Source organism: Halomonas sp. AOP12-B1-6 (assembly GCF_052379225.1).
Lineage (GTDB): Bacteria > Pseudomonadota > Gammaproteobacteria > Pseudomonadales > Halomonadaceae > Vreelandella > Vreelandella casei.
In genome coordinates this window covers 235,754-256,206 of record NZ_JBQSYK010000005.1, presented here as the reverse complement: position 1 = coordinate 256,206, position 20,453 = coordinate 235,754, and the positions used below count along the sequence as shown (strand labels likewise).

The 20,453-nt window shown below is 52.0% G+C and carries 21 protein-coding genes; 7 read left to right on the top strand and 14 right to left on the bottom strand.

What is annotated here, in order from left to right; all coding sequences use genetic code 11:
- Nucleotides 1–37: 37 nt before the first annotated feature.
- The 10 genes from trpA to leuC form a co-directional block, all read right to left on the bottom strand.
- Complete coding sequence (trpA, locus tag ACT3TR_RS15465; RefSeq protein WP_096279675.1) at nucleotides 38–841, bottom strand: tryptophan synthase subunit alpha; 804 nt, start codon at nucleotides 839–841, stop codon at nucleotides 38–40.
- Between the two features lie 39 nt (nucleotides 842–880).
- Nucleotides 881–2,134 (bottom strand): tryptophan synthase subunit beta, encoded by a 1,254-nt coding sequence (gene trpB, locus ACT3TR_RS15460; protein ID WP_407647806.1) that lies wholly within the window; start codon nucleotides 2,132–2,134, stop codon nucleotides 881–883.
- Between the two features lie 76 nt (nucleotides 2,135–2,210).
- Nucleotides 2,211–2,849, bottom strand: coding sequence for a phosphoribosylanthranilate isomerase (locus ACT3TR_RS15455; RefSeq protein ID WP_441684306.1), 639 nt, complete (start codon nucleotides 2,847–2,849; stop codon nucleotides 2,211–2,213).
- Nucleotides 2,846–3,781, bottom strand: a complete 936-nt coding sequence (gene truA / locus ACT3TR_RS15450) for a tRNA pseudouridine(38-40) synthase TruA (RefSeq protein ID WP_096279671.1) — start codon at nucleotides 3,779–3,781, stop codon at nucleotides 2,846–2,848. The genes ACT3TR_RS15455 and truA overlap by 4 nt, the downstream gene beginning before the upstream one ends.
- A gap of 158 nt (nucleotides 3,782–3,939) precedes the next feature.
- Nucleotides 3,940–5,592: a glucan biosynthesis protein D gene (locus tag ACT3TR_RS15445; RefSeq protein ID WP_444625597.1), complete on the bottom strand. Its 1,653-nt coding sequence runs from the start codon at nucleotides 5,590–5,592 to the stop codon at nucleotides 3,940–3,942.
- 135 nt (nucleotides 5,593–5,727) lie between these two features.
- Nucleotides 5,728–7,131 carry a type IV pilus assembly protein FimV gene (locus ACT3TR_RS15440; protein WP_444625598.1) on the bottom strand — a complete coding sequence of 468 codons (1,404 nt, stop codon included), beginning with the start codon at nucleotides 7,129–7,131 and terminating at the stop codon, nucleotides 5,728–5,730.
- Nucleotides 7,132–7,308: 177 nt separating this feature from the next.
- Nucleotides 7,309–8,421: an aspartate-semialdehyde dehydrogenase gene (gene asd / locus ACT3TR_RS15435; RefSeq protein ID WP_096279665.1), complete on the bottom strand. Its 1,113-nt coding sequence runs from the start codon at nucleotides 8,419–8,421 to the stop codon at nucleotides 7,309–7,311.
- Nucleotides 8,422–8,626: 205 nt separating this feature from the next.
- On the bottom strand, nucleotides 8,627–9,706 hold the full coding sequence (gene leuB, locus ACT3TR_RS15430) for a 3-isopropylmalate dehydrogenase (RefSeq protein ID WP_096279662.1): 1,080 nt from the start codon (nucleotides 9,704–9,706) through the stop codon (nucleotides 8,627–8,629).
- Nucleotides 9,707–9,743: 37 nt separating this feature from the next.
- Nucleotides 9,744–10,391, bottom strand: coding sequence for a 3-isopropylmalate dehydratase small subunit (gene leuD, locus ACT3TR_RS15425; protein WP_096279660.1), 648 nt, complete (start codon nucleotides 10,389–10,391; stop codon nucleotides 9,744–9,746).
- 3 nt (nucleotides 10,392–10,394) lie between these two features.
- Nucleotides 10,395–11,846, bottom strand: coding sequence for a 3-isopropylmalate dehydratase large subunit (leuC, locus tag ACT3TR_RS15420; RefSeq protein WP_096279658.1), 1,452 nt, complete (start codon nucleotides 11,844–11,846; stop codon nucleotides 10,395–10,397).
- 155 nt (nucleotides 11,847–12,001) lie between these two features.
- Here leuC and ACT3TR_RS15415 point away from each other — a divergent pair, with 155 nt between their 5' ends.
- The 3 genes from ACT3TR_RS15415 (at nucleotide 12,002) to ACT3TR_RS15405 (ending at nucleotide 14,186) form a co-directional block, all read left to right on the top strand.
- Nucleotides 12,002–12,916 (top strand): LysR family transcriptional regulator, encoded by a 915-nt coding sequence (locus tag ACT3TR_RS15415; RefSeq protein WP_444625599.1) that lies wholly within the window; start codon nucleotides 12,002–12,004, stop codon nucleotides 12,914–12,916.
- 228 nt (nucleotides 12,917–13,144) lie between these two features.
- Nucleotides 13,145–13,798, top strand: a complete 654-nt coding sequence (locus tag ACT3TR_RS15410; RefSeq protein WP_441684312.1) for a glycosyltransferase family 2 protein — start codon at nucleotides 13,145–13,147, stop codon at nucleotides 13,796–13,798.
- The gene (locus tag ACT3TR_RS15405) at nucleotides 13,788–14,186 is read left to right on the top strand and encodes a hypothetical protein (protein ID WP_444625600.1); all 399 of its coding nucleotides are present in this window, start codon (nucleotides 13,788–13,790) and stop codon (nucleotides 14,184–14,186) included. Before ACT3TR_RS15410 ends, ACT3TR_RS15405 begins: the two co-directional genes overlap by 11 nt.
- Nucleotides 14,187–14,493: 307 nt before the next feature.
- On the opposite strand, the gene pdxR is transcribed toward ACT3TR_RS15405, so the two are convergent.
- On the bottom strand, nucleotides 14,494–15,897 hold the full coding sequence (pdxR, locus tag ACT3TR_RS15400; protein WP_441684314.1) for a MocR-like pyridoxine biosynthesis transcription factor PdxR: 1,404 nt from the start codon (nucleotides 15,895–15,897) through the stop codon (nucleotides 14,494–14,496).
- 197 nt (nucleotides 15,898–16,094) lie between these two features.
- On the opposite strand from pdxR, the gene ACT3TR_RS15395 reads away from it, so the two are divergent.
- The 4 genes from ACT3TR_RS15395 (at nucleotide 16,095) to rlmF (ending at nucleotide 19,188) form a co-directional block, all read left to right on the top strand.
- Nucleotides 16,095–16,742: an FMN-dependent NADH-azoreductase gene (locus tag ACT3TR_RS15395; RefSeq protein ID WP_441684315.1), complete on the top strand. Its 648-nt coding sequence runs from the start codon at nucleotides 16,095–16,097 to the stop codon at nucleotides 16,740–16,742.
- Nucleotides 16,717–17,196, top strand: a complete 480-nt coding sequence (locus ACT3TR_RS15390) for a carboxymuconolactone decarboxylase family protein (RefSeq protein WP_441684316.1) — start codon at nucleotides 16,717–16,719, stop codon at nucleotides 17,194–17,196. Before ACT3TR_RS15395 ends, ACT3TR_RS15390 begins: the two co-directional genes overlap by 26 nt.
- 620 nt (nucleotides 17,197–17,816) lie before the next feature.
- Nucleotides 17,817–18,155, top strand: a complete 339-nt coding sequence (locus ACT3TR_RS15385; protein WP_096279654.1) for a hypothetical protein — start codon at nucleotides 17,817–17,819, stop codon at nucleotides 18,153–18,155.
- An 88-nt stretch (nucleotides 18,156–18,243) separates the two neighbouring features.
- Nucleotides 18,244–19,188 carry a 23S rRNA (adenine(1618)-N(6))-methyltransferase RlmF gene (rlmF, locus tag ACT3TR_RS15380; RefSeq protein WP_444625601.1) on the top strand — a complete coding sequence of 315 codons (945 nt, stop codon included), beginning with the start codon at nucleotides 18,244–18,246 and terminating at the stop codon, nucleotides 19,186–19,188.
- On the opposite strand, the gene ACT3TR_RS15375 is transcribed toward rlmF, so the two are convergent.
- From ACT3TR_RS15375 to ACT3TR_RS15365, 3 genes are all read right to left on the bottom strand, one after another.
- Complete coding sequence (locus tag ACT3TR_RS15375) at nucleotides 19,181–19,405, bottom strand: hypothetical protein (RefSeq protein ID WP_444625602.1); 225 nt, start codon at nucleotides 19,403–19,405, stop codon at nucleotides 19,181–19,183. The genes rlmF and ACT3TR_RS15375 overlap by 8 nt on opposite strands.
- Before the next feature lie 119 nt (nucleotides 19,406–19,524).
- Complete coding sequence (locus ACT3TR_RS15370) at nucleotides 19,525–19,929, bottom strand: GFA family protein (RefSeq protein ID WP_441684320.1); 405 nt, start codon at nucleotides 19,927–19,929, stop codon at nucleotides 19,525–19,527.
- A gap of 232 nt (nucleotides 19,930–20,161) precedes the next feature.
- On the bottom strand, nucleotides 20,162–20,431 hold the full coding sequence (locus tag ACT3TR_RS15365) for a tautomerase family protein (RefSeq protein WP_444625603.1): 270 nt from the start codon (nucleotides 20,429–20,431) through the stop codon (nucleotides 20,162–20,164).
- Nucleotides 20,432–20,453: the final 22 nt, after the last annotated feature.

The window sequence follows — 20,453 nt, the reverse complement described above, 5'->3', positions numbered from 1 at the left end:
ATTAATTTATTAAGTATAGGCGATAAAGCGTTTTTCTTTAGGCATCCATCGCCGTGCGCATTTCTGCTAATACACTTTTCAACTGGCCCGCGATAGTTTCCGGGGCATCCAGGCTTTCAGCAATACGGTTAACCAAGGCGCTACCAACAATCACACCATCAGCCACTTTAGCCACTTCGGATGCGGTCGCGCCATCACGAATACCAAAGCCAACGCATAGTGGCAAATCGGTCATCCCCCGCAGCGGCGCCAAATGCTCAGCTACATCGTCTGCGTTCAGGGTGGCCGCGCCTGTCACGCCTTTCAGCGAAACATAGTACAAGTAGCCATTACCATGGGCGCATATTGTAGCGGCACGCTCGTTAGAAGTGGTAGGCGCAACGAGAAAAATCGCGGCTAAATCACGAGCCTTTAGCAACGGCCCAATTTCATCCGCTTCTTCAGGCGGCATATCGACAATCAGAACGCCGTCTACGCCAACATCAGCGGCTTGATCGGCAAAACTCTCATAGCCAATGCGCTCGATAGGGTTTAAATAGCCCATCAGCACCACCGGCGTGGTGGTATCCGCTTGGCGAAACTCTTTGACCATCTGCATTAGATCAACCAGCCGCGTACCTTGCTTCAATGCACGTTCACAGGCTTTTTGAATCACAGGGCCGTCGGCCATAGGATCAGAAAATGGTACGCCAAGTTCAATAATATCGGCGCCCGCATCCACCAGTGCATGCATAAAGCCCACGGTATACTGCGGCGCTGGATCCCCGGCGGTAATGTAAGGGATTAGAGCCTTACGGCCCTGCTGTTTAAGTTCACTGAAACGCTGATCAATACGGTTCATGCTTACCCTTAAAAAAGCTGCGCTTAAAATGACTGATTCTTAAAACTCTATGCCATCAATCTTGGCCACCGTCATGATGTCTTTGTCGCCGCGACCGGAAAGATTAACGATAATATGCTGGTCAGGACGCATGGTCGGTGCCAAAACTTTTGCATGGGCCAGCGCATGTGCCGACTCAAGGGCGGGCATAATACCTTCCATATGCGTTAGCTCGCGAAATGCTTCCAGCACCTCTTTATCATTGGCCGCCACGTAGCTAACGCGCCCGACGTCTTTCCACAGCGCGTGTTCAGGGCCTACTCCGGGATAATCAAGGCCCGCCGAAATAGAGTGGGTGTCGGACACCTGGCCTGCTTCATCGGACATTAAATAAGTACGGTTGCCGTGCAGGACGCCCCGTGGCGCGTTCGTCGTGAGGGGCGCCGCATGGCGACCAGTTTCAACGCCATCCCCACCGGCTTCAACGCCATACATAGCCACCGCGTCGTCTTCCACAAACGGGTAGAAAAGCCCCATAGCGTTAGAACCACCGCCAACACAGGCAATCAAGGCATCAGGTAGGCGGCCAATCTGCTCAAGGGACTGGCGGCGCGCCTCGCGCCCTACTACCGAATTGAAATCACGCACCAGCAGTGGATAAGGGTGCGGGCCGGCCACGGTACCGATGATATAGAAGGTGTTATCGACGTTAGTTACCCAGTCGCGCAGCGCTTCGTTCATAGCATCTTTAAGCGTGCGGGTGCCGGACTCTACCGGAATCACGCGGGCACCCAGCAGGCGCATGCGGTAAACGTTCAACTTCTGGCGCTCTACGTCTTCAGCGCCCATATAAACATCGCACTCAAGCCCTAAGCGAGCAGCCACGGTAGCAGAAGCAACACCATGCTGGCCGGCTCCCGTTTCGGCGATAATACGCGGCTTGCCAGTTTTCTTAGCCAGCAGCGCCTGGCCAATCGTATTATTGACCTTGTGAGCACCGGTGTGATTCAGGTCTTCCCGCTTCAACCAAATTTGCGCACCGCCCAGACTCTCCGACCAGCGCTTGGCATGATAAAGCGGTGAAGGACGGCCAACGTAATGAGCAAGGTCATAGTCAAATTCAGCTTGGAAGTCGGGGTCGTCACGTAAGCTTAAGTACGTTTTCTCCAACTCTTCCAACGCGAAGCTGAGGGTTTCAGACACAAACCGACCGCCGTAGGGGCCAAAATGACCACGGGCATCCGGCATTTGGGTTAGCTCGCTGAACTTCGTTTCAAGTACAGCTTTAGAAACACCAGTCGCAGAAACGGTCACAGAGATACCTCACAAGATCGCCAGAACAGGCAAACAATAAATGGATCAACGTAAAACGCAGCTCGATAAACATAGGCTAGCGTGTGTCGGCTAACGCCACGTGGCGAACAAAAGCAGCCATTTTGGCAGCATCCTTACAGCCGTAGGCGGCTTCAATACCCCCTGACACATCAACTGCATAGGGCATAACTTGACGCACAGCCTCGGCAATATTATCTGGCGTCAGCCCACCGGCGAGGATAACAGGTTTTGCAAGATTTGCGGGGATTCTCGACCAATCGAAGGTCTCTCCAGTACCGCCCGGCGCCCCTGGACGATAGGCATCTAAAAGCAGCGCCTGTGCCTGGTGGTAGCGTTCAGCCTGTTGCGCCAAGTCTATTTCATCACGCATACGTAATGCTTTTATCCACGCCACCCCATACTGCTGGCACGCTTCAGGCGTTTCGTCACCATGGAACTGAAGCAAATCAAGATGCGGCAAACACTGCTCAATCAACTCAGTAGACTGATCCACAAACAGCCCAACGCGGGTTACAAAAGCAGGAACGCGGGCAGACAGTTCGGCCAGTTGCTCAACACTCACACCGCGCTTACTTTTTGGCCACATGACGAAGCCTACTGCATCTACGCCGACCGCGACGGCGCTATCGATATCATCTGAACGGGTAAAACCGCAAAACTTGATGCGCGTGCGCGTTAATGGATCAGCACTCAAAACGACGTCTCCTGCTCAGAGCCAGCCGCACCGTTTAGCGAGCGGCTGCGGCGATAGGCAACACGTGGCGTATCCGGCAACTCCCGCTCGCCGGTCCACTCGCCGGTAAACGAAAGAAGATGCGGCCCCAACGGTTCTTTAGGCAAGTCAAACCGCTCATCATAAACGGAATCGACAAAATGCAGCCCGCAGGCTGGCGCGGTAACGTCGCCCTGACGGCGATTCTGCAGCGCTAACAGTTCGCCAATATAGGCCTCGCTCTTCGCACCACGCCCAACGCTAACCAGCGCGCCGGCAATGTTACGAATCATATGATGCAAAAATGCGTTGCCTTGAATATCGATCATCACAAGCTGGCCATAGCGTTTTACATCAACAAAATGCATATGCCGCCAGGGCGTTTTAGACTGGCAGCCAGCGGCACGAAAGCTGGAAAAATCATGTTCGCCCACCAGCGACTGGGCGGCACGATGCATGGCGTCTGCATCTAGCGCGTCACGGCACCAGGTCACATTCGCCCGCTCTAGCACCGGACGGCTGACTTGATTTAGCAACACGTAGCGGTAACGACGGCCAAGCGCGCATAGCCGCGAGTGAAAGTCATCCCCCACAGGTTTTACCCAGCGCACGGCAATATCTCGAGGCAAATGGGTATTGACACCAAATATCCAGGCTTTTTCTGAACGCCCGACCGGCGGGTCAAAATGCACGACTTGACGCGTGGCATGCACCCCGGAGTCGGTGCGCCCGCTGGCGTGAATCTGGATCGGCTCATTGGCCACCTTGCTCAGCGCGACTTCTAACGACGCCTGAACGGAAGCTGCATGCTTTAGGCGCTGAAAACCGCAGTAATGGGTACCGTCGTATTCAATACCCATTGCCAAACGGCCAGTAAGCGGAATTTTCTCATCGAAGTGATAGGACAGCGTCATCAAGCCACGTCATTTTAAATGATTTTGAAGGTTCGCTATTATCCCGGCCTCGCGGCTTGAATGCCACCTCTTCAATTGTTCACTCTTCCTCAACCTGCCTGCGCAGCTTTTTAGCAGGGACTATTGTTGCCGTTCTGACGCTCGGGTGGAATTCAACCTCAGCGTGCTGGGACTCTCTCCGGGAACTGGCGGTCTTCCGGCATCGGCGGGAAGTACTGATAGACCCAGGTCTCACTGATGGTTACGCCCTCGGCGCTTAGCGTCAGGCGCATGTCGAGTGGGTCTAAAGCGTCGCTGGTGGGATACCAATCGAACTGAATACGGAAGCCCTCGAAGTCATCTACCCAAAAAATCTGAACATTCTTGACCTCGCCTTCGGGCACGTCGAGGTGGGTCTGAAGCCCGATCTCATTGTCGTGGAAGTGCTTAACATCACCACCGACAAAATCGATAGCGATGCGCTGAGCCCAGACGTCCGGAAAGTGCTCACCCGGCGCCCAGCCCTCGGGGAAACCACCGATACCGGTAAACGTCTTGCGGACTCGCGCTAGGTCGCTCTGCACGGGTGGAAGAGCACTCCAGTGAAGCTTGTAGGCGTAGTGCAGTGCCTGCCCCGCCTCTACCGCCGCTTCCGGCTTCCAGAAGGCCACGATGTTGTCCATGGTCTCACCAGAGGTGGGGATCTCAAGCAACTGAATTTCACCTCGCCCCCAGTCGCCCAGAGGCTCAACCCAGAGACTAGGACGGTTGTGATAGTTGCCCACGATATCTTCGTAGCTGTCGAACTCGTGGTCAGTTTGCAGCAAGCCAAAGCCCTTGGGGCTGTTGTCGCTGAACGAGTTGAACTGCAAACGTGGCGGGTTATTAAGGGGCCGGCAGATCCACTCGCCGTTGCCGCGCCAGATCGAGAGACGATCGGAGTCGTGGATCTGTGGGTGGAAGGTCAGGCACATGTCGCGCTGCTGGGTACCGCAGCTGAACATGCTGGTCATCGGCGACAGCCCGAGCTGGGCAATCGATTCTCGCGGAAAGAGATGCTTGTCGATCTCCATCACCACTCGGTTATCTTCACAATGGATGACGAAGCGGTAGGCGCCAGCTAGGCTCGGAGAGTCAAGCAGCGCATGGGCCACGAAGGTCGTGGCGCCGGCTTCCGGTGTTTCGAACCAGAAGCGAGTAAACGCCGGAAACTGCTCGTTGGCTTCATCGGTGTAGGTATTGACGGCAATACCGCGGGCGGAGATGCCGTACTGATAGGTGTCATCGACCGCACGGAAGTAACTGGCGCCGAGAAAAGACACGATATCGCGCTCGGTCAGCGAAGGCTCCTTAAACACCCGGAAGCCGGCAAAGCCCAGCTCGCCCTGCCCTTCGAGCTGCGAGACATCGACGTGAGCGCCCGAATAGTTGAACAGGTCGGGACGAAAGTGAATCTCTCTCGCCTGGCTGGTCTCAGGGTCCACCGAATACATCCGCACCGGCTGGTCGAATGCCATCCCCACGTGGAAGAACTGTACGTCAAGCGGGCCATTCAACTGATCCCAGAGAGAGTGGTGGGGATCGTAGCCGATTTCGTTGTAGCGCTGTGGCGTGAGATTGCTCAGCGTCGGCGGCAACTGCTGGACAGTGCTCTGATAGGGTTTGACGGCGAGGTCGCGGGCATAATCCTGAAGCCAGTCGAAACTGAAGGCTTGAGAATCGCCATCCGCGATACGACTAGAGGCACTGGCCGCGGCGAACAGAGGTGCCGAAGGCAAGCCATACCAGGCCGCTAGCGCCAACGCGCTCTTGAGCACACTTCTACGATCCATGAACACCTATCCTTTGTATGTAGACAGTCAATTCGCAGCATTTACGATCCGAGACCTCTTAGCTGCAAGCGAGATGCGAATTTCAGACGCCGTATTTCGACGGCAGTTCCCTACATCAAGCCTTGAGCGCCCTCGTCACCGGTTATCAACCGGCTTGAATGCCACCTCCTCAATTTCCCACGACGCCTCGATTGAGCCAGGGGCGCGATTAGCGCCAGTTGCACGATGCGTAGCAAGCTGTTCGTTAGGCGGATGATAATCAACCAGCCAGTGGTCGGGGCTTTCATCCCTTTCACCCTCTCCCAGTGGGCGTTTATTGTGATCATCATCGACCTTCTGCTGCGAGGCAGGCACGCCTGTCGCACTATCCGGTCCGGGCGTTAACGTGGGTGAAGCAGAGGGCTTTATCACGGCCTTCGCCATCGCTGCGTCGTCCCAGGTCTCATCTTGATGCTTACGCCGCCAGATCAATAACACAACCAGTAGAACGATGGCCGTTAGCCCAAGCGGCCACTGGTAATCCGCGATGAAAGTGTTCGCACTCTGCCCCTCGCTCGTACTGGCAGCGGGTCGCGCAGGAGATTGCTCCGCAGCAACCGCTTGGCTAGAGAGCGCATCGCTGAGCGCCTCCGCCAGTGAGGCAATATCGCTGCGCAGCTCACTTAACTCGGTACGCATTAATTCGCGCTCGTCACGCACCTGTTGAAGCGCCGCCTGGTTTGAGCGCAGCTGCTCGGCCAGCCCGCCGGGAAGTAAGGCCTCAGGCGGCTCAATGTCCTCTTCAATCGCCGCGGGCCGGTCTACTGTCAAAAAAGCATCAGCATTAGCAGCACCGCTGGAAAGATCAATCTCGCTTGTCTGCAGAGCTTGGGTAGAGTCTGCTGGGGCATTCGGCATGTCCACACTTGAGCGTGCCATTACGCGCTCTTCATTCGGCACGCGCAGCGTTTGGCCTGCTCGGATCTCGTTAGCATTACCTGACGGAAAAATATTAGGATTAGCGTCAACAAGCGCTGCCATCATCTGCTGAACGCTAGCCTTTGCAGGCTTAGTTCGCTCGGCAACGCTCCATAGCGTGTCGCCACGATTGATATAAGCGCGCTGTTGGTCATCGTTAGGAAAATTATTTAAGGCCATGCGCTGGGCGTAATCATGCGGATCAAAGAGTAGCGTGACATCGCGGGTCTGCGACCCGCCTGGGTACTCCAGAGTGAGCAGCAGCTCAAGCCAAGGCTCCTGCATGGTCTGCTGTGAACTTAAATATACCTGGCGGCGGCCCTGTCGTTCCTTAACTTGGGCAGTCACGCTAGCGGCTGACGGCGTCCACTCAAGCCCTGCAGCAGCGAAATCGGTCTGATTGGCAACCCTAACGCTAATATCTTCCAACGGGTAATCACTGTTTCCAAGCAGCGATAGAGAAGCCTTCAACGGCTCATTTAAATAAGAACTGACGTTCGCGTACCCCAGCTCAACGGCAATGGCGAGAGGACTCACCAAGCTCAGTGAGACACACACAGCCCATGCGCGTATTGGTTTCATAAAGCTCCCTAGCGTATTACTTTATTTCTCCCACCGGCTAAACTTGGCGGCGCTACTTCCCTCCCCATAACTTAACTAAATATTGGCTTATTTCCCATTCGTGAGCGTTGTTGCCACGAAAAAAAACGGGAAGCTGCGAACAGCTTCCCGTTTAGACTGATGTACAACCGCCGTCAATTACTGCTCGCGTAAAATCTTAAGCATGCGCTTAAGCGGCTCTGCGGCGCCCCAAAGCAGTTGATCGCCAACGCTGAACGCAGACAGATACTCACCGCCCATTTGTAGCTTACGAAGGCGCCCTACCGGCACTTGCAGCGTGCCGGTAGCGGCAGCAGGCGTTAGCCCAGCGATGGTGGCGTCTTTATCATTAGGAATCAATTTGACCCATTCATTGTGCTTAGCAATGCGGTCTTCAATCTCATCTAGCGGCACATCATGCTTAAGCTTGATCGTGAACGCCTGACTATGGGAGCGCATCGCGCCAATACGCACACACAGGCCGTCAATGGGAATCGGGTTATTGTCGAGGCCCAAAATCTTGTTGGTCTCAACGCTGCCCTTCCACTCCTCACGACTCTGGCCGTTATCCAACTTAGTATCGATCCACGGCAACAGGCTGCCCGCTAGCGGTGCGCCAAAGTTATCGGTCGGAAAATCGCCGCTGCGCATAGCAGCCGTCACTTTACGGTCGATATCTAGAATCGCACTTGAGGTATTCTTCAGCTCATCGCCAACGCTTGAATGAAGCTGTCCCATTTGATTGAGCAACTCGCGCATGTGCTTAGCACCGGAGCCTGAAGCGGCCTGGTACGTCATGGACGTCATCCACTCGACCATATCGGCTTCAAACAAACCACCCAACCCCATAAGCATGAGGCTGACGGTGCAGTTACCGCCAACAAAGGTTTTAGCACCTTTGGCGAGCTGGTCATCGATCACCTTGCGGTTAACCGGATCCAGTACGATTGTTGCTTCGTCTTCCATGCGTAGCGTGCTAGCGGCATCAATCCAGTAGCCTTTCCAGCCAGCGCTACGTAGATCTTTATAGACAGGCTTGGTGTAATCACCGCCCTGGCACGTCACAATGACATCCAGCGCTTTAAGCGCCTCGATATCAAAGGCATCTTTCAGCGAAGGTACCTCTACACCGATGTCGGGGCCGGGCTGGCCAACCTGGGAAGTGGTAAAGAAAACCGGCTCTATGCCGTTAAAATCACCATCTTCTTGCATGCGTTGCATCAGCACCGAGCCAACCATGCCGCGCCATCCCACGAAACCGACTTTCAACATATGAAGTCCTCCTGCAAAGAATGAGTCCTTGTATTATACACAAATCGTTAGGGTAATTTTGGAACCAGCAGGGAGGTTAAGGGGTGTCCCTGCGACAAGCCTTCGAGGGGGCGCTGTAAACCCGTCCCTGGGCGCTACATTGGCCATCCATGGCAAATGACCCCCTCTACGGCTTGTCCCAGGCGCCCTTAAGGCAGTCGCTACTTTACTGCTTGGCAAACGCGGCGAGTACCGCATCACCCATTGCCTCGGTGCCAATGGTTTGCATGCCGTCAGAAGCAATATCCGCAGTGCGCCAGCCATCATCCAGCACGCTGCCTACGGCGGCTTCTATGCGCTCTGCCATCGCGGTCTCATCGAGCGAATAGCGCAGCATCATGGCAACCGACAGCATCATCGCCAACGGGTTAGCAATATTCTGCCCAGCGATATCTGGCGCGCTGCCGTGGCAAGGCTCAAACATGCCCTGCCCGCTCTCATTTAACGACGCCGAAGGGAGCATGCCGATAGAGCCGGTCAGCATCGCGGCGGCGTCAGAAAGAATATCGCCAAACATATTGCCGGTAACAACAACGTCAAACTGCTTGGGCGCGCGGACCAGCTGCATGGCTGCGTTGTCGACGTACATGTGCGAAAGCTCAACGTCCGGATATTCCGGTGCCAGGCGCTCCATCACTTCGCGCCATAAAATCGTCACTTCCAGCACATTGGCTTTATCGACCGAGCACAGCTTCTTGCCACGCTTTTGGGCCATTTTAAATGCCACGCGACCGATACGCTCAATCTCGCTTTCAGAATAAATATAGGTATTAAAGCCCACGCGTTCGCCGTTGCGCACTTCAATGCCACGAGGCTGGCCAAAGTAAATACCGCCGGTGAGCTCGCGCACAATCATAATATCAAGCCCAGCTACCAGCTCAGGCTTCAGGCTAGAGGCGCTGGCTAGCTGCGGATAAAGCATGGCTGGGCGCAGGTTGCCGAACAAACCAAGGTTTTTACGCAGCCCCAGTAAGCCTTTTTCAGGACGCTTAGAGAGATCTTCAATTTTATCCCACTTAGGGCCGCCCACTGCGGCTAGCAGGATAGCGCTGGCCGCTTTGGCTTTAGCCAGCGTTTCCGCCGGCAGCGGGTCGCCGTGAACGTCGTAGGCAGAACCGCCCACTAAACCCTCTTCTACTTCAATATCCAAACCTGCTTCTTGGCACGCTTTTAATAGGCGCGCCGCCTGGGCAGCAATCTCGGGACCAATACCATCTCCCGGTAACAACAAGACCTTATGTGTCATGCAGATTCCTTAACAATAAAATCGATAAACGTCAGGCTTAGGCGGTATCACGGAATAACCAGGGCCGCGCAGCCCTATGTTTTTGCTCAAAGGCGCGAATAGCATCTTCGTCTTTTAGCGTCAGGCCAATATCGTCCAATCCTTCCAACAGGCAGTGTTTGCGGAAATCATCCACTTCAAACGCTAGAACCTCACCGCTGGGCGTAACGACACGCTGGTTTTCTAAATCTACATCCAACTGATAGCCTTCATTGGCGTCCAGCTCGGCAAACAGACGGTCTACCACATCTTCTTGGAAGGTGATCAGCAAAATGCCATTCTTGAACGAGTTGTTATAAAAGATATCGGCAAAGCTGGGCGCAATCACCACTTTAAAACCAAAATCTTCCAGCGCCCAAGGCGCATGCTCGCGAGAACTGCCGCAGCCGAAATTGCGCCGTGCCAGCAGCACTTCAGCGCCTTTAAAGCGTGGTTGATTCAGCACAAAATCAGGGTTCAGCGGGCGCTGCGAACAGTCCTGCCCTGGCTGCCCCTCATCTAGATAACGCAATTCATCAAAGAGGTTAACGCCAAAGCCGGTGCGTTTAATCGATTTCAAAAATTGCTTTGGAATAATCAAATCGGTGTCGACGTTAGCGCGATCAAGCGGCGCGACCACACCTTCAAAACGGGTAAACTTTTTCATGGCTTAGGCCTCCTGAGCGTGAGTGGCGTCATTGGCTGGCAAGGTGCGCACGTCAACAAAATGACCCGCTATGGCCGCTGCAGCGGCCATAGCGGGGCTGACCAAGTGAGTGCGGCCACCGTAGCCCTGGCGGCCTTCAAAGTTGCGGTTAGACGTTGATGCACAGTGTTCCCCGGCACCCAACTTATCCGCATTCATGGCCAAACACATAGAGCAACCCGGTTCGCGCCACTCAAAACCGGCTTCAATAAAGATTTTATCCAAGCCTTCGGCTTCTGCCTGACGCTTTACCAAACCAGAGCCCGGCACGACCATAGCAAGCTTAATCGAGCTAGCCACTTTCTTGCCCTGGGCAACCTTGGCGGCCTCACGCAGATCTTCAATGCGCGAGTTAGTGCAGGAACCAATAAAGATTTTATCCAGCTTGATATCGGTGATTTTCTGGTTGGCGTGCAGCCCCATGTACTCCAGCGCGCGAGTGTGGCTACGTTGAACGGTTTCATCTTGCGCGGCGAACGGGTCAGGCACCTGGCCAGAAATACCGGTGACCATCTCAGGGCTGGTGCCCCAGCTCACCTGGGGTTCAATCTCTTCAGCTTTCAGAGTAACGACTTTATCAAATGCGGCATCTTTATCGGACACCAACTGGCGCCAGTCAGACACGGCCGCTTCCCACTGCTCCGCGGTAGGGGCAAAGGGGCGCTGGCCAAGGTAATCAATCGTGGTATCGTCTACGGCAATCAAACCCACCCGGGCACCCGCTTCAATGGCCATATTACAAACGGTCATGCGGCCTTCCATAGAGAGCGAGGCAATGGCGCTGCCCGCAAACTCAATCGCATAGCCAGTACCGCCAGCGGTGCCGATTTGGCCGATAATCGCTAGCACAACGTCTTTAGCAGTAACGCCTAGACCTAGCTCGCCTTCGACGCGCACCTGCATATTCTTCATTTTTTGCGCCAGCAAGCACTGAGTTGCCATCACGTGCTCAACTTCCGACGTGCCGATACCGTGAGCCAATGCGCCAAAGGCACCATGAGTGGCAGTATGAGAGTCGCCGCACACCACGGTCATGCCCGGCAGTGTTGCACCCTGCTCAGGGCCCACTACGTGAACAATGCCTTGGCGTGGATCGTTAATTTTGAACTCTTCAATGCCATACTCAAGGCAGTTGTCGTCCAGGGTTTGCACCTGAATAAGCGACACAGGGTCTTTAATCCCACTATTACCCTCGGCACGTTCTTTCACCGTGGTTGGCACGTTGTGATCGGGCGTGGCTAGGTTGGCATCTAAACGCCATGGCTTGCGATTAGCTAAGCGCAGGCCTTCAAACGCTTGAGGCGAAGTCACTTCGTGAAGCAGCTGGCGATCGATATAAATCAACGCGGTGCCGTCATCGCGTTGTTTGACCAAGTGCTGGTTCCAGAGTTTGTCGTAAAGCGTTTGACCTGACATGTGGTTCTCCCGGGCTGCGCCCTTTTCTTGCTAGTTGGTCGTGCTAATGGGTCTTGCTGGCATCTCTGTGCCAGTGATGGTTAGAGTGTTACGCGGGCTGCGCATAAAAGCAATTCATGTTATTCATAGTTTAGATTCCAATCAGGAATACCAAAATGGATACTCAAAGCCTACAGGCTTTTCTGGCCGTGGCCGATACGCAAAGTTTCTCGCGCGCGGCCGAACAGCTCCACTTAACCCAACCGGCGGTGAGCAAGCGCATTGCGACGCTGGAATCCCAGGTGGGCACGCGTTTATTCGATCGCATAGGGCGGCGCATTGCATTGACCGAGGCCGGAAGCGTGCTGCTACCCCAAGCCCGAAGCATTCTATTTACCGTAGAAGATAGTCGCCGTGCGCTAGCCAATCTTTCAGGCCAGGTGGGTGGGCGTCTAACGCTTGCGACCAGCCATCACATCGGTTTGCACCGTTTACCGCCGCTACTCAAGCAGTACACTCAGCGCCATCCAGAGGTAGAGCTAGACCTGCACTTTCTTGACTCTGAACAGGCGTATCAAGGTGTTTTAGACGGCACCCTGGAAATGGCAGTGGTGACGCTGGCACCTCACCCCTATGCACAGCTGCACGTTGTCGAGTTATGGCGTGACCGGCTGTGTTTTGTGTGCGCGACGGACCACCCTCTTGCCAATCAGCCCCAGTCTCATCATAAATCGGCAGGTCATAAAGGCCTTTCACTCGCGGCGCTGTGTGACTATAGCTGCGTGATGCCCGGGGCCAAGACATTTACCGGCTCGCTCATTGCTCAGCGGTTCCATGAAGCCGGCCTACAGCTACCGGTCAGTATGGCAACCAACTATTTAGAAACGCTTAAAATGATGTGCAGCGTTGGCTTAGGCTGGAGCCTGCTACCAGAGAAGATGATCGACAGTGAGCTCGTAGAACTCAATGTCGACACGGCGCCCATCTATCGCTCACTAGGCTATTTAGTACATACCAACCGCACGCCTTCTAACGCCGCTCGTCGCATGATTGAACAGCTAGAGAAAATGAGTCAACAAAACAGGCATTAGATTTATCACCCTTTTTGCTGACAACAACCCTTCTCAAGTTCACGTTTTAGTCGTGCAATGACTTGAATGATACTCCTATACACTAAGCAGATACATTTGATTACAAAATGCTGCCACTGCCCTCCCGTGTAGGAATCTCATCATGCACAGTCGCCCTAACGCACTACCGATTTTCCTGCTCGCCTGTTTCACCGCTGAAGCGGCACAGGGGCAAGACACGACAATGTAATGGTATTCACTATTTCTGGCGTTATCTGTGCATTTCGGCGCAAAGCATTAGAAGAGATCGGCGGCTGGAATACGGACATGGTGACCGAAGATATCGATGTAAGCTGGCGGTTACAGCTGGCCGGTGGGCAGGTACGTTACGAGCCCAGAGCGATGTGCTGGGTGCTAATGCCGGAAACACTACGCGGCCTTTTCAAGCAGCGGCTGCGGTGGGCACAGGGTGGCGGCGAGGTCTTTCTACGCTACTTCCCACAGACAGTACGCTGGAAAAACCGTCGTTTCTGGCTGCTGATGCTGGAATATATTATCAGCGTGGTTTGGTGTTACTCGGTCATCACTCTGATGCTTGCTTGGCTGGTATCTCATCTCTTAATGCCGATGGAGTGGCCAGTTACGGCAAGAGTGCTTTCCTATTTTGGCAGCATCTTAATCGCCGTCAGCTTCATTCAATTTACCGTTAGCTTCTATATCGACAGCCGCTACGACAAACAGATATTCCGCTGCGTTTACTGGAGTATCTGGTACCCCTTCGCCTACTGGCTTATCAATATGGCGACCGTGGTCATTGCCTTCCCCAAAGCCATGATGCGGCAAAAAGGCAGGCTTGCCACTTGGAACAGCCCTGACCGCGGGGAGCAATTCAATGAGCAATAAACTAGTGCCCGTCATTATCGATAACCCCTGCCAGAAAGGCTGGGGCTATCGCGTTCGCGATACCATTATCACCCTTGCCACGCTGGCGTTATGGGTGCTCGTGGTCGTAAAAATGTACATGTTCTTCTTTGTGGAAGAGGAGATCCTGGGTAAGCTTTATGACTCGGTTATGATCAAGATGGTGCTCATCGGCTTTGTCGTCACCTTCCTCACCTTTCACTGTTGGGCGGTGTATAACCAGTTCCTGTATACCCGCCTATTAAAACGCCAGCTACGCCACATGCAGCCGACAATGCTTGAAACCGATAACAAATGGCAAAGCGAGATGGAAGGTCAAATTCAAAGAGGTCAAATTCACGAGCAGGTTAAAGCCGTCAAAACTAATTAAACTGCGAACTAGCAATCCTTCCAAGGGGTCCCATTAGGTCGCCAATAGATTTGAAATAGAAGCAATAATTAGCAAATGGTATAGAACCTGTGAAGAACAAACAGCGAGGCGCTAGCGCAACAGTAGCAAAATTTGGTCACAAAGCGTAAACCAAGCTACTCCGTCTTTACGCTGATCCATTTTCGCATTCGGCAACACATAAATAGGTTGTGAGACTCAGCATTAAACGCCGTAGTGGCAAATTTATGACTGGCACATTAACCCCCTATCTAACGCAGTCTAACCAGGGCTAATCGACTACGACAGGTTAATGGTGCGGGGGTTTGCCCAACAACGCCATCGTATCCACATACGGTAACTTTAGTGCATTGATAGCCTCATCTTCCGAGCGAATATTGGTGTAGCCGACGACCAGACCATAACGTTTTTTGTTTTGGGCATACCAAGCCGATAAGGGAAAAACTTGCAGGTTGTGTGCTTGCCAAATATCCGACAATTTCACATCCTCAGTGCCTTTTGTGAGATAAGCCACAACATGCATGCCACCATCAGTCAGCTCAACATTGAATATGCCAGGGTAAACTTTATGCAAAGCATTAACTACAATTAGTCGTCGTTGCTGGTATAACGCCCGCATTTTTTTCAAATGCTTGAAAAAATGCCCTTCTGCAATAAACATCGCCAGAATTTTCTGCGGAAGTAAAGGCAAACCAGTTGCAACAATTTCGCCTATTTCCAAGAAACTCAAAATCATGGACTTTGGAATAACGATGTAACTGATGCGTATAGAAGGCATCAGTGTCTTACTAAAGGTGCCGACATAGATAACACGATCCTGGCTATCTAAGCTTTTCAGCGCTGGCACCACTTTTCGTGTGTAGTGGAACTCACCATCGTAGTCATCTTCGATGACCCAAGCGCTATTGTGCTGCGCCCATTCTAGCAACTGATGCCTTCTTGCCAGTGATAACGTCACCGCCGTTGGACTATGATGTGAGGGCGTCGTGATGACAAACTTCGCATCACCATGAACTCGCACCAGATAATCAATATCCAGTCCATTATCATCAACAGGTACGTAATGCAGATTCAATACAATGCGTTTAAGCAACTTCTGACCAAAAAAATAACCGGGATCTTCAAAGACCACTTTGTCATTGTTTGTTGAAAGCGCCTGCAGAATAAGCGCAAGACTGCTTTTGTAGCCACTGGTGATAAAAACTTGTTCCGGAGCGCAATTCAGTCCGCGGGAAATCCTCACATAATTGACGATAGCCTCACGTAGCGGTCTGTGACCCATAACCGGAGGCACAGCCATATCTCTTAAGCTCATGCCGCGAACGACCTTGCCCGACAGCAAGAGCCATTTTTTATAAGGAAATTCGTCAAGCGATGGTATGCCCAACCGGAAATGCCCCTGATTATCTCGCAGATCTACAATCTTCTTAAGATCTTCATCCTGAAGCTGATTTACAACTTTTTGGGGATTTCCTGTATCAATCGATAAATCAGGGTTAACCACTGTTCCCCGTGACCCCTGGCTAACGAGATAGCCCTCACCCACAAGAATATCGTACGCCGCTTCCACCGTCTTCTTTGCCACACCTAGATCTTCGGCTAGCACACGAATAGAGGGCACCTTTTCGCCCGGCTTCAGGTTGCCAGAAAGAATCCCTTTTTTATAACGCTCATAGATGTCCTTGTATCCCACCCGGTGTCCTACCTTTTTATAGCAGTCCTGTACCTTCTTAATATGTCATTACTATCTAAAATAATCACACTCTTAGCAAGCAGTCATCATCTGGTGATGAATAGCAGGCTCCCTAGGCTTCACAAATACACTTATGCAATCAATTGACCAAACAGTATAAATCACAATTTCACATTGGGTAGCACAAGGAAAAAATCATGAAGCTGCTGCATATTAAAGTCAGTCAAAATATAAATGGCTCAACTTCGAGGAAGGCTTCCGATCATCTGTTATCTAAGTTGAAAGTAACGTATCCGCAGTTAGTTGAAACCGTGTTAGATCTGTCTATGGATCCCTTGCCTCACCTTGACGCTGTGACCATCAGCGCCTTTTCAACCGATCAAGAAGAACGATCAGAAGAGCAAAAGCAGGCAGTCCTCTTGTCAGATCGCCTTGTTGATATGCTGCTCGATACTGACGTGATTGTGATTTCCTCCCCTATGTGGAACCTGGGACTACCATCGGTATTGAAGGCCTGGTTTGACCATATAACTCGGGCAGGCCGCACGTTCGGCTTCACTGAGAAAGGCTCAAAAATAGGTTTAGTCATTGGCAAAAAAGTCTACACAGTCGTATCCAGTGGCTCGATTTTTTCCAGCGGACTTTATGTGAATGACGATTTGTTTACACCCTATATCAAAACCGCTCTGGCTTATGTCGGCATCACTGATGTGATTTTTTTCAGGGTGGATGGTACGCACGACCCGCTCAGCAGAGCGACAGCTTTACCCATTGCATTAAGCACTATCGATCAACTAAATCTGCAAAAGAGAGAGCATTATGAGCAACCGTGTAAATCACTTTAAATCTGTACCGGCACTTATAGAAGCACTAAGCAATGCCAATACGGCATCACATAAAACCAGCATTGATGTTAACATTAAAAGCCTGATTGACATCCGCGCCTCCCAGCTGAATGGCTGCGCTTTTTGTCTGGACATGCACATCAAGCAGGCCAAGATAAAAGGTGAAAGAGAGCTAAGGCTCTACCACATCGCGATCTGGAGAGAGTCTCCCCTGTTCACTGCCAAAGAAAAAGCAGCTCTGGAACTGACTGAAGCCCTAACCAAACTATCTGACCAAGGCATCAGTGATGAACTTTATCACTCAACACGGGAATACTTCTCCGAAGTAGAGATTTCTGAGCTGACCTTCGCCATCGGGCTTATCAATATCTGGAATAGAATGCAGATACTGTCGTTAATGGAGCCCGGTTCGCAAGACTCTGCCTTTGGTCTAACCAAATCAGGCTTAAAGTAATTCACTTTATCCTATCGCAGTTTTATTAACGGGCATGGCGCGCTGAGCATTACCGAATAGCATTATAAAAAAAGCCAGTCGAGCAGGCTGGCTTTATTTGATAAAAACAGAGCTTAAAAATTGACTGAGTTTTCTGATCGGCACCGTCGCTATTTCGGCAGCCTAGAAAAACTTACTTAACGCGGTTATTTTCTCAGCTCTTTCAGCGGCACTCTAAAACCCCATAAGCTGCTTTACCAGTGTTAGTGGCTATCCATAGATAATCTTTACGAACTGGCTGTAGCTGCGGCTATACGCACTTTTTATTTGAGCTAATAATTGCTGTTATTTTTTATGCTGGAATATATTACCGGTGTGGCTTGGACCTCCTCGCTCATCATCCTACTTCTTGCTCCCTTGCCTTCCGTAAAACCATCATTTGGCAAAAAGGTAGGCTTGTCCTGTATACCCGCCTATTAAAACGCCAGCTACGCCGCGAGCAGTCGCCAACGCTTGCGCTTGATAACGAGGCACAAGACTCACTAGAATGCAGTAAGCTGCATGAGCACGGAAAAATCTGAATTCCCAATCAACAAATGCTGATGACCCAATAATTTGATGGAAACGGGGGATGAAACGACATGAAGCGTACTCTTCTTAGTATCACCACTGCATGGGTGCTTTTTCCATTGGGCACCGCTTTCGCTCAATATGCCCCTGTCGATCCTATGCCGCTGGGGCAGTCCTCTACAAGCGTAATGGCCAATAAGCTTTCAGGAGATATTGCCAGCGGAACCACGGGATCTAATTCCGTGTCAAGCCGCTGCTTCGCGAACTCCGGCCCAGGACCCGAGCGCCGCGCCATGGAAGCAGAATATGAGCAACGGCTAGCAACAGAGGGTAAAGCCCAAGCGGACGCTTGGTTGGATCAACATGGCCGAGAGTATCGCGCAGGGCTGGTGGCGGAAGGAAAGTGTTAATAGCGATGCGCCTAGCATAAGCAAGCGTTATCAAGTGCATTTACCTGTAATGTAAATCCATCGAACGCCAAGCCCCAGGCCTATTACTGTGACCACCCTGCATAGAAGTGAAAAAAGCCGAGCCAAGTCTGTTCGCAAAGGCCTGCACCCGAAGAATCTACATAACCAAGGCTATGACTTCCCAGCGCTCGTAGAAAGCCACCCTGCACTAGCCCCCCATGTGAAACCGAACGCTCATGGCGAGCTTTCTATCGATTTCGCAGACCCGTTGGCAGTTAAAACGCTCAACTCCGCGTTATTAAATCGCTACTACAACATTACCGATTGGGATATTCCAGAGGGCGCGCTTTGCCCTCCCATCCCAGGCAGGGCTGACTATATCCATTACATGGCCGATTTAATTGAGCTCGGGCTTGGACGTAAAAATCCCAGCATCAAGCTACTCGATATAGGAACGGGGGCGAATGGAATCTACCCGCTACTGGCCTGCCAAATTTACGGCTGGCAGTGTGTCGGTAGCGAGATTAGCGCTCAGTCACTTGAGAACGTCGCCACGATTATCGCCAACAACCCCACGCTCAAAGATCGCTTCACGCTGCGCACGCAGCACGATAAAAACCACATGTTTGAAGGGATCATTCAAGCTGGGGAGTTCTTTGACGTCAGCGTATGCAACCCACCCTTCCACGCCTCGCTTGATGAAGCACTGAAAGGCAGCCAGCTTAAACTCAATAACCTTGCGCGTAGTCGCGGTGAAAAAAAAGCAAAGCCCAAATCTCCTACGCTGAATTTTGGCGGGATGGGGGCAGAGCTTTGGTGCAAGGGAGGCGAACAGCTGTTTCTTAAAAAGCTAATAAAAGAAAGCCAGGTGTATTCCACTCAATGCCAGTGGTTTAGCATCCTGATTTCAAAAGCCGACAATGTGAAACCTGCAATAAAGTTGATGCGTAAGCTCGGTGCCGTTGATATCCGAGAAATAGAGATGACGCAGGGAAATAAGATGACGAGGATATTGGCATGGACATTCATCTGAGCCGCTCTTGAGGTGGCGTATGAGCATGCTGTGATTTTGCTGCTGAGGCTTCGCTAAAACTGACCTCGATCTCTTCGTTTGAATCAATTTTAGACAGCTTTTTGACCAACTCTCGAGTCGCGATCTTAACTGCTGAACGTGGATTAGTGATGCCTTCTTCCTGCATCCCCAATCGAACTTTCATCGTCTCGTAAAGCTCGCCAGCACTCGCCGCCATTTCAATCCTCTCGTGAACTCATAACCCTGTCATAAACGGCGCGGGCTTTTGAGCGTCGGCGACCGAAGGGAGCGAATTTAATCGCCTTGTTAGGCAAGTACTCATAGACACATATGATTTTAATAACCTTTATATGGCGGAGCTTCTGGATACTGCGGGAGTTCATCGGCTATCTCTAGCCAAGACTGCTTAGATGATATCCAAAAGTGCATATCAGGATTAAAAAGTGACGAATCGTCAAGGCTGCCAGCCGTCAATCCAATAACTCCGGCGGAGGTACGCCGAGAAAATATGCTTGAACCACAACGCGAACAAGATCCTCGCTCTAGAGTTTCTGAGGAGTAAAATGTGCTAATTGGGCCTGTGATAGACACATCTTCAATCCGCATTAATACACGGGCGTTAAAAGCAGCCCCGATAGCTGTTTGACATTCCTTACAGTGGCACACTCTCTGATTTAATGGATCAGCAGTCGTTTCGTAACGAACAGCTTTACATATGCACCCGCCGCAAAATCTGGTCATTTAGTAAACCTTCTCCTCAAGTGGCCAACGTTAAATTAACAGGCTGGCTTTAGCCGGTTCCAACGAGCGCAGCGAGTGGCTTGAATGTCTGGTTAGCCTTTCTCACAGCGGCTTGCCACGTATATAGCGATACTCTTGCGTATGCCCCTCGTAACCCCAGGCGTCCGCGTGGACCTTGTGGATTACAATGTAACTCGCAGGTGCCAACGGCCCAAATATGTTGGCAACTGCATCAAACACCTGTGGATGTATTCAGACTTTCGTTTTTAGTATTTGTGCCCTCAGTAACCTTGATGTCCAAGTAAAAAGTCACTAGCGACTGGCTGGCAAGACTCTTGCCCCCTATGTACCAGCTTTTAGCCGATGTGGCATTGATCTCGACAGAAGCAAGCTCGTGCTTCTTGCCAAGAGCGGTTGCAGTAATTTCAGTAAGGGCACTTGCGACTTGATCTGACTGATCTTGCGATACATCAGCAGAGATATGGAAGCTTAGGTATGGCATAAGGAACCTCTCCAAGACTGAC

Bases quoted from the DNA above. Each gene is read 5' to 3' on its own strand.
- trpA (WP_096279675.1), bottom strand. From the start codon at position 841: ATGAACCGTATTGATCAGCGTTTCAGTGAACTTAAACAGCAGGGCCGT.
- truA (WP_096279671.1), bottom strand. From the start codon at position 3,781: ATGACGCTGTCCTATCACTTCGATGAGAAAATTCCGCTTACTGGCCGT.
- ACT3TR_RS15445 (WP_444625597.1), bottom strand. From the start codon at position 5,592: ATGGATCGTAGAAGTGTGCTCAAGAGCGCGTTGGCGCTAGCGGCCTGG.
- ACT3TR_RS15440 (WP_444625598.1), bottom strand. From the start codon at position 7,131: ATGAAACCAATACGCGCATGGGCTGTGTGTGTCTCACTGAGCTTGGTG.
- asd (WP_096279665.1), bottom strand. From the start codon at position 8,421: ATGTTGAAAGTCGGTTTCGTGGGATGGCGCGGCATGGTTGGCTCGGTG.
- leuB (WP_096279662.1), bottom strand. From the start codon at position 9,706: ATGACACATAAGGTCTTGTTGTTACCGGGAGATGGTATTGGTCCCGAG.
- leuD (WP_096279660.1), bottom strand. From the start codon at position 10,391: ATGAAAAAGTTTACCCGTTTTGAAGGTGTGGTCGCGCCGCTTGATCGC.
- leuC (WP_096279658.1), bottom strand. From the start codon at position 11,846: ATGTCAGGTCAAACGCTTTACGACAAACTCTGGAACCAGCACTTGGTC.
- ACT3TR_RS15415 (WP_444625599.1), top strand. From the start codon at position 12,002: ATGGATACTCAAAGCCTACAGGCTTTTCTGGCCGTGGCCGATACGCAA.
- ACT3TR_RS15410 (WP_441684312.1), top strand. From the start codon at position 13,145: ATGGTATTCACTATTTCTGGCGTTATCTGTGCATTTCGGCGCAAAGCA.
- ACT3TR_RS15405 (WP_444625600.1), top strand. From the start codon at position 13,788: ATGAGCAATAAACTAGTGCCCGTCATTATCGATAACCCCTGCCAGAAA.
- ACT3TR_RS15395 (WP_441684315.1), top strand. From the start codon at position 16,095: ATGAAGCTGCTGCATATTAAAGTCAGTCAAAATATAAATGGCTCAACT.
- ACT3TR_RS15390 (WP_441684316.1), top strand. From the start codon at position 16,717: ATGAGCAACCGTGTAAATCACTTTAAATCTGTACCGGCACTTATAGAA.
- ACT3TR_RS15385 (WP_096279654.1), top strand. From the start codon at position 17,817: ATGAAGCGTACTCTTCTTAGTATCACCACTGCATGGGTGCTTTTTCCA.
- ACT3TR_RS15375 (WP_444625602.1), bottom strand. From the start codon at position 19,405: ATGGCGGCGAGTGCTGGCGAGCTTTACGAGACGATGAAAGTTCGATTG.
- ACT3TR_RS15370 (WP_441684320.1), bottom strand. From the start codon at position 19,929: ATGACCAGATTTTGCGGCGGGTGCATATGTAAAGCTGTTCGTTACGAA.
- ACT3TR_RS15365 (WP_444625603.1), bottom strand. From the start codon at position 20,431: ATGCCATACCTAAGCTTCCATATCTCTGCTGATGTATCGCAAGATCAG.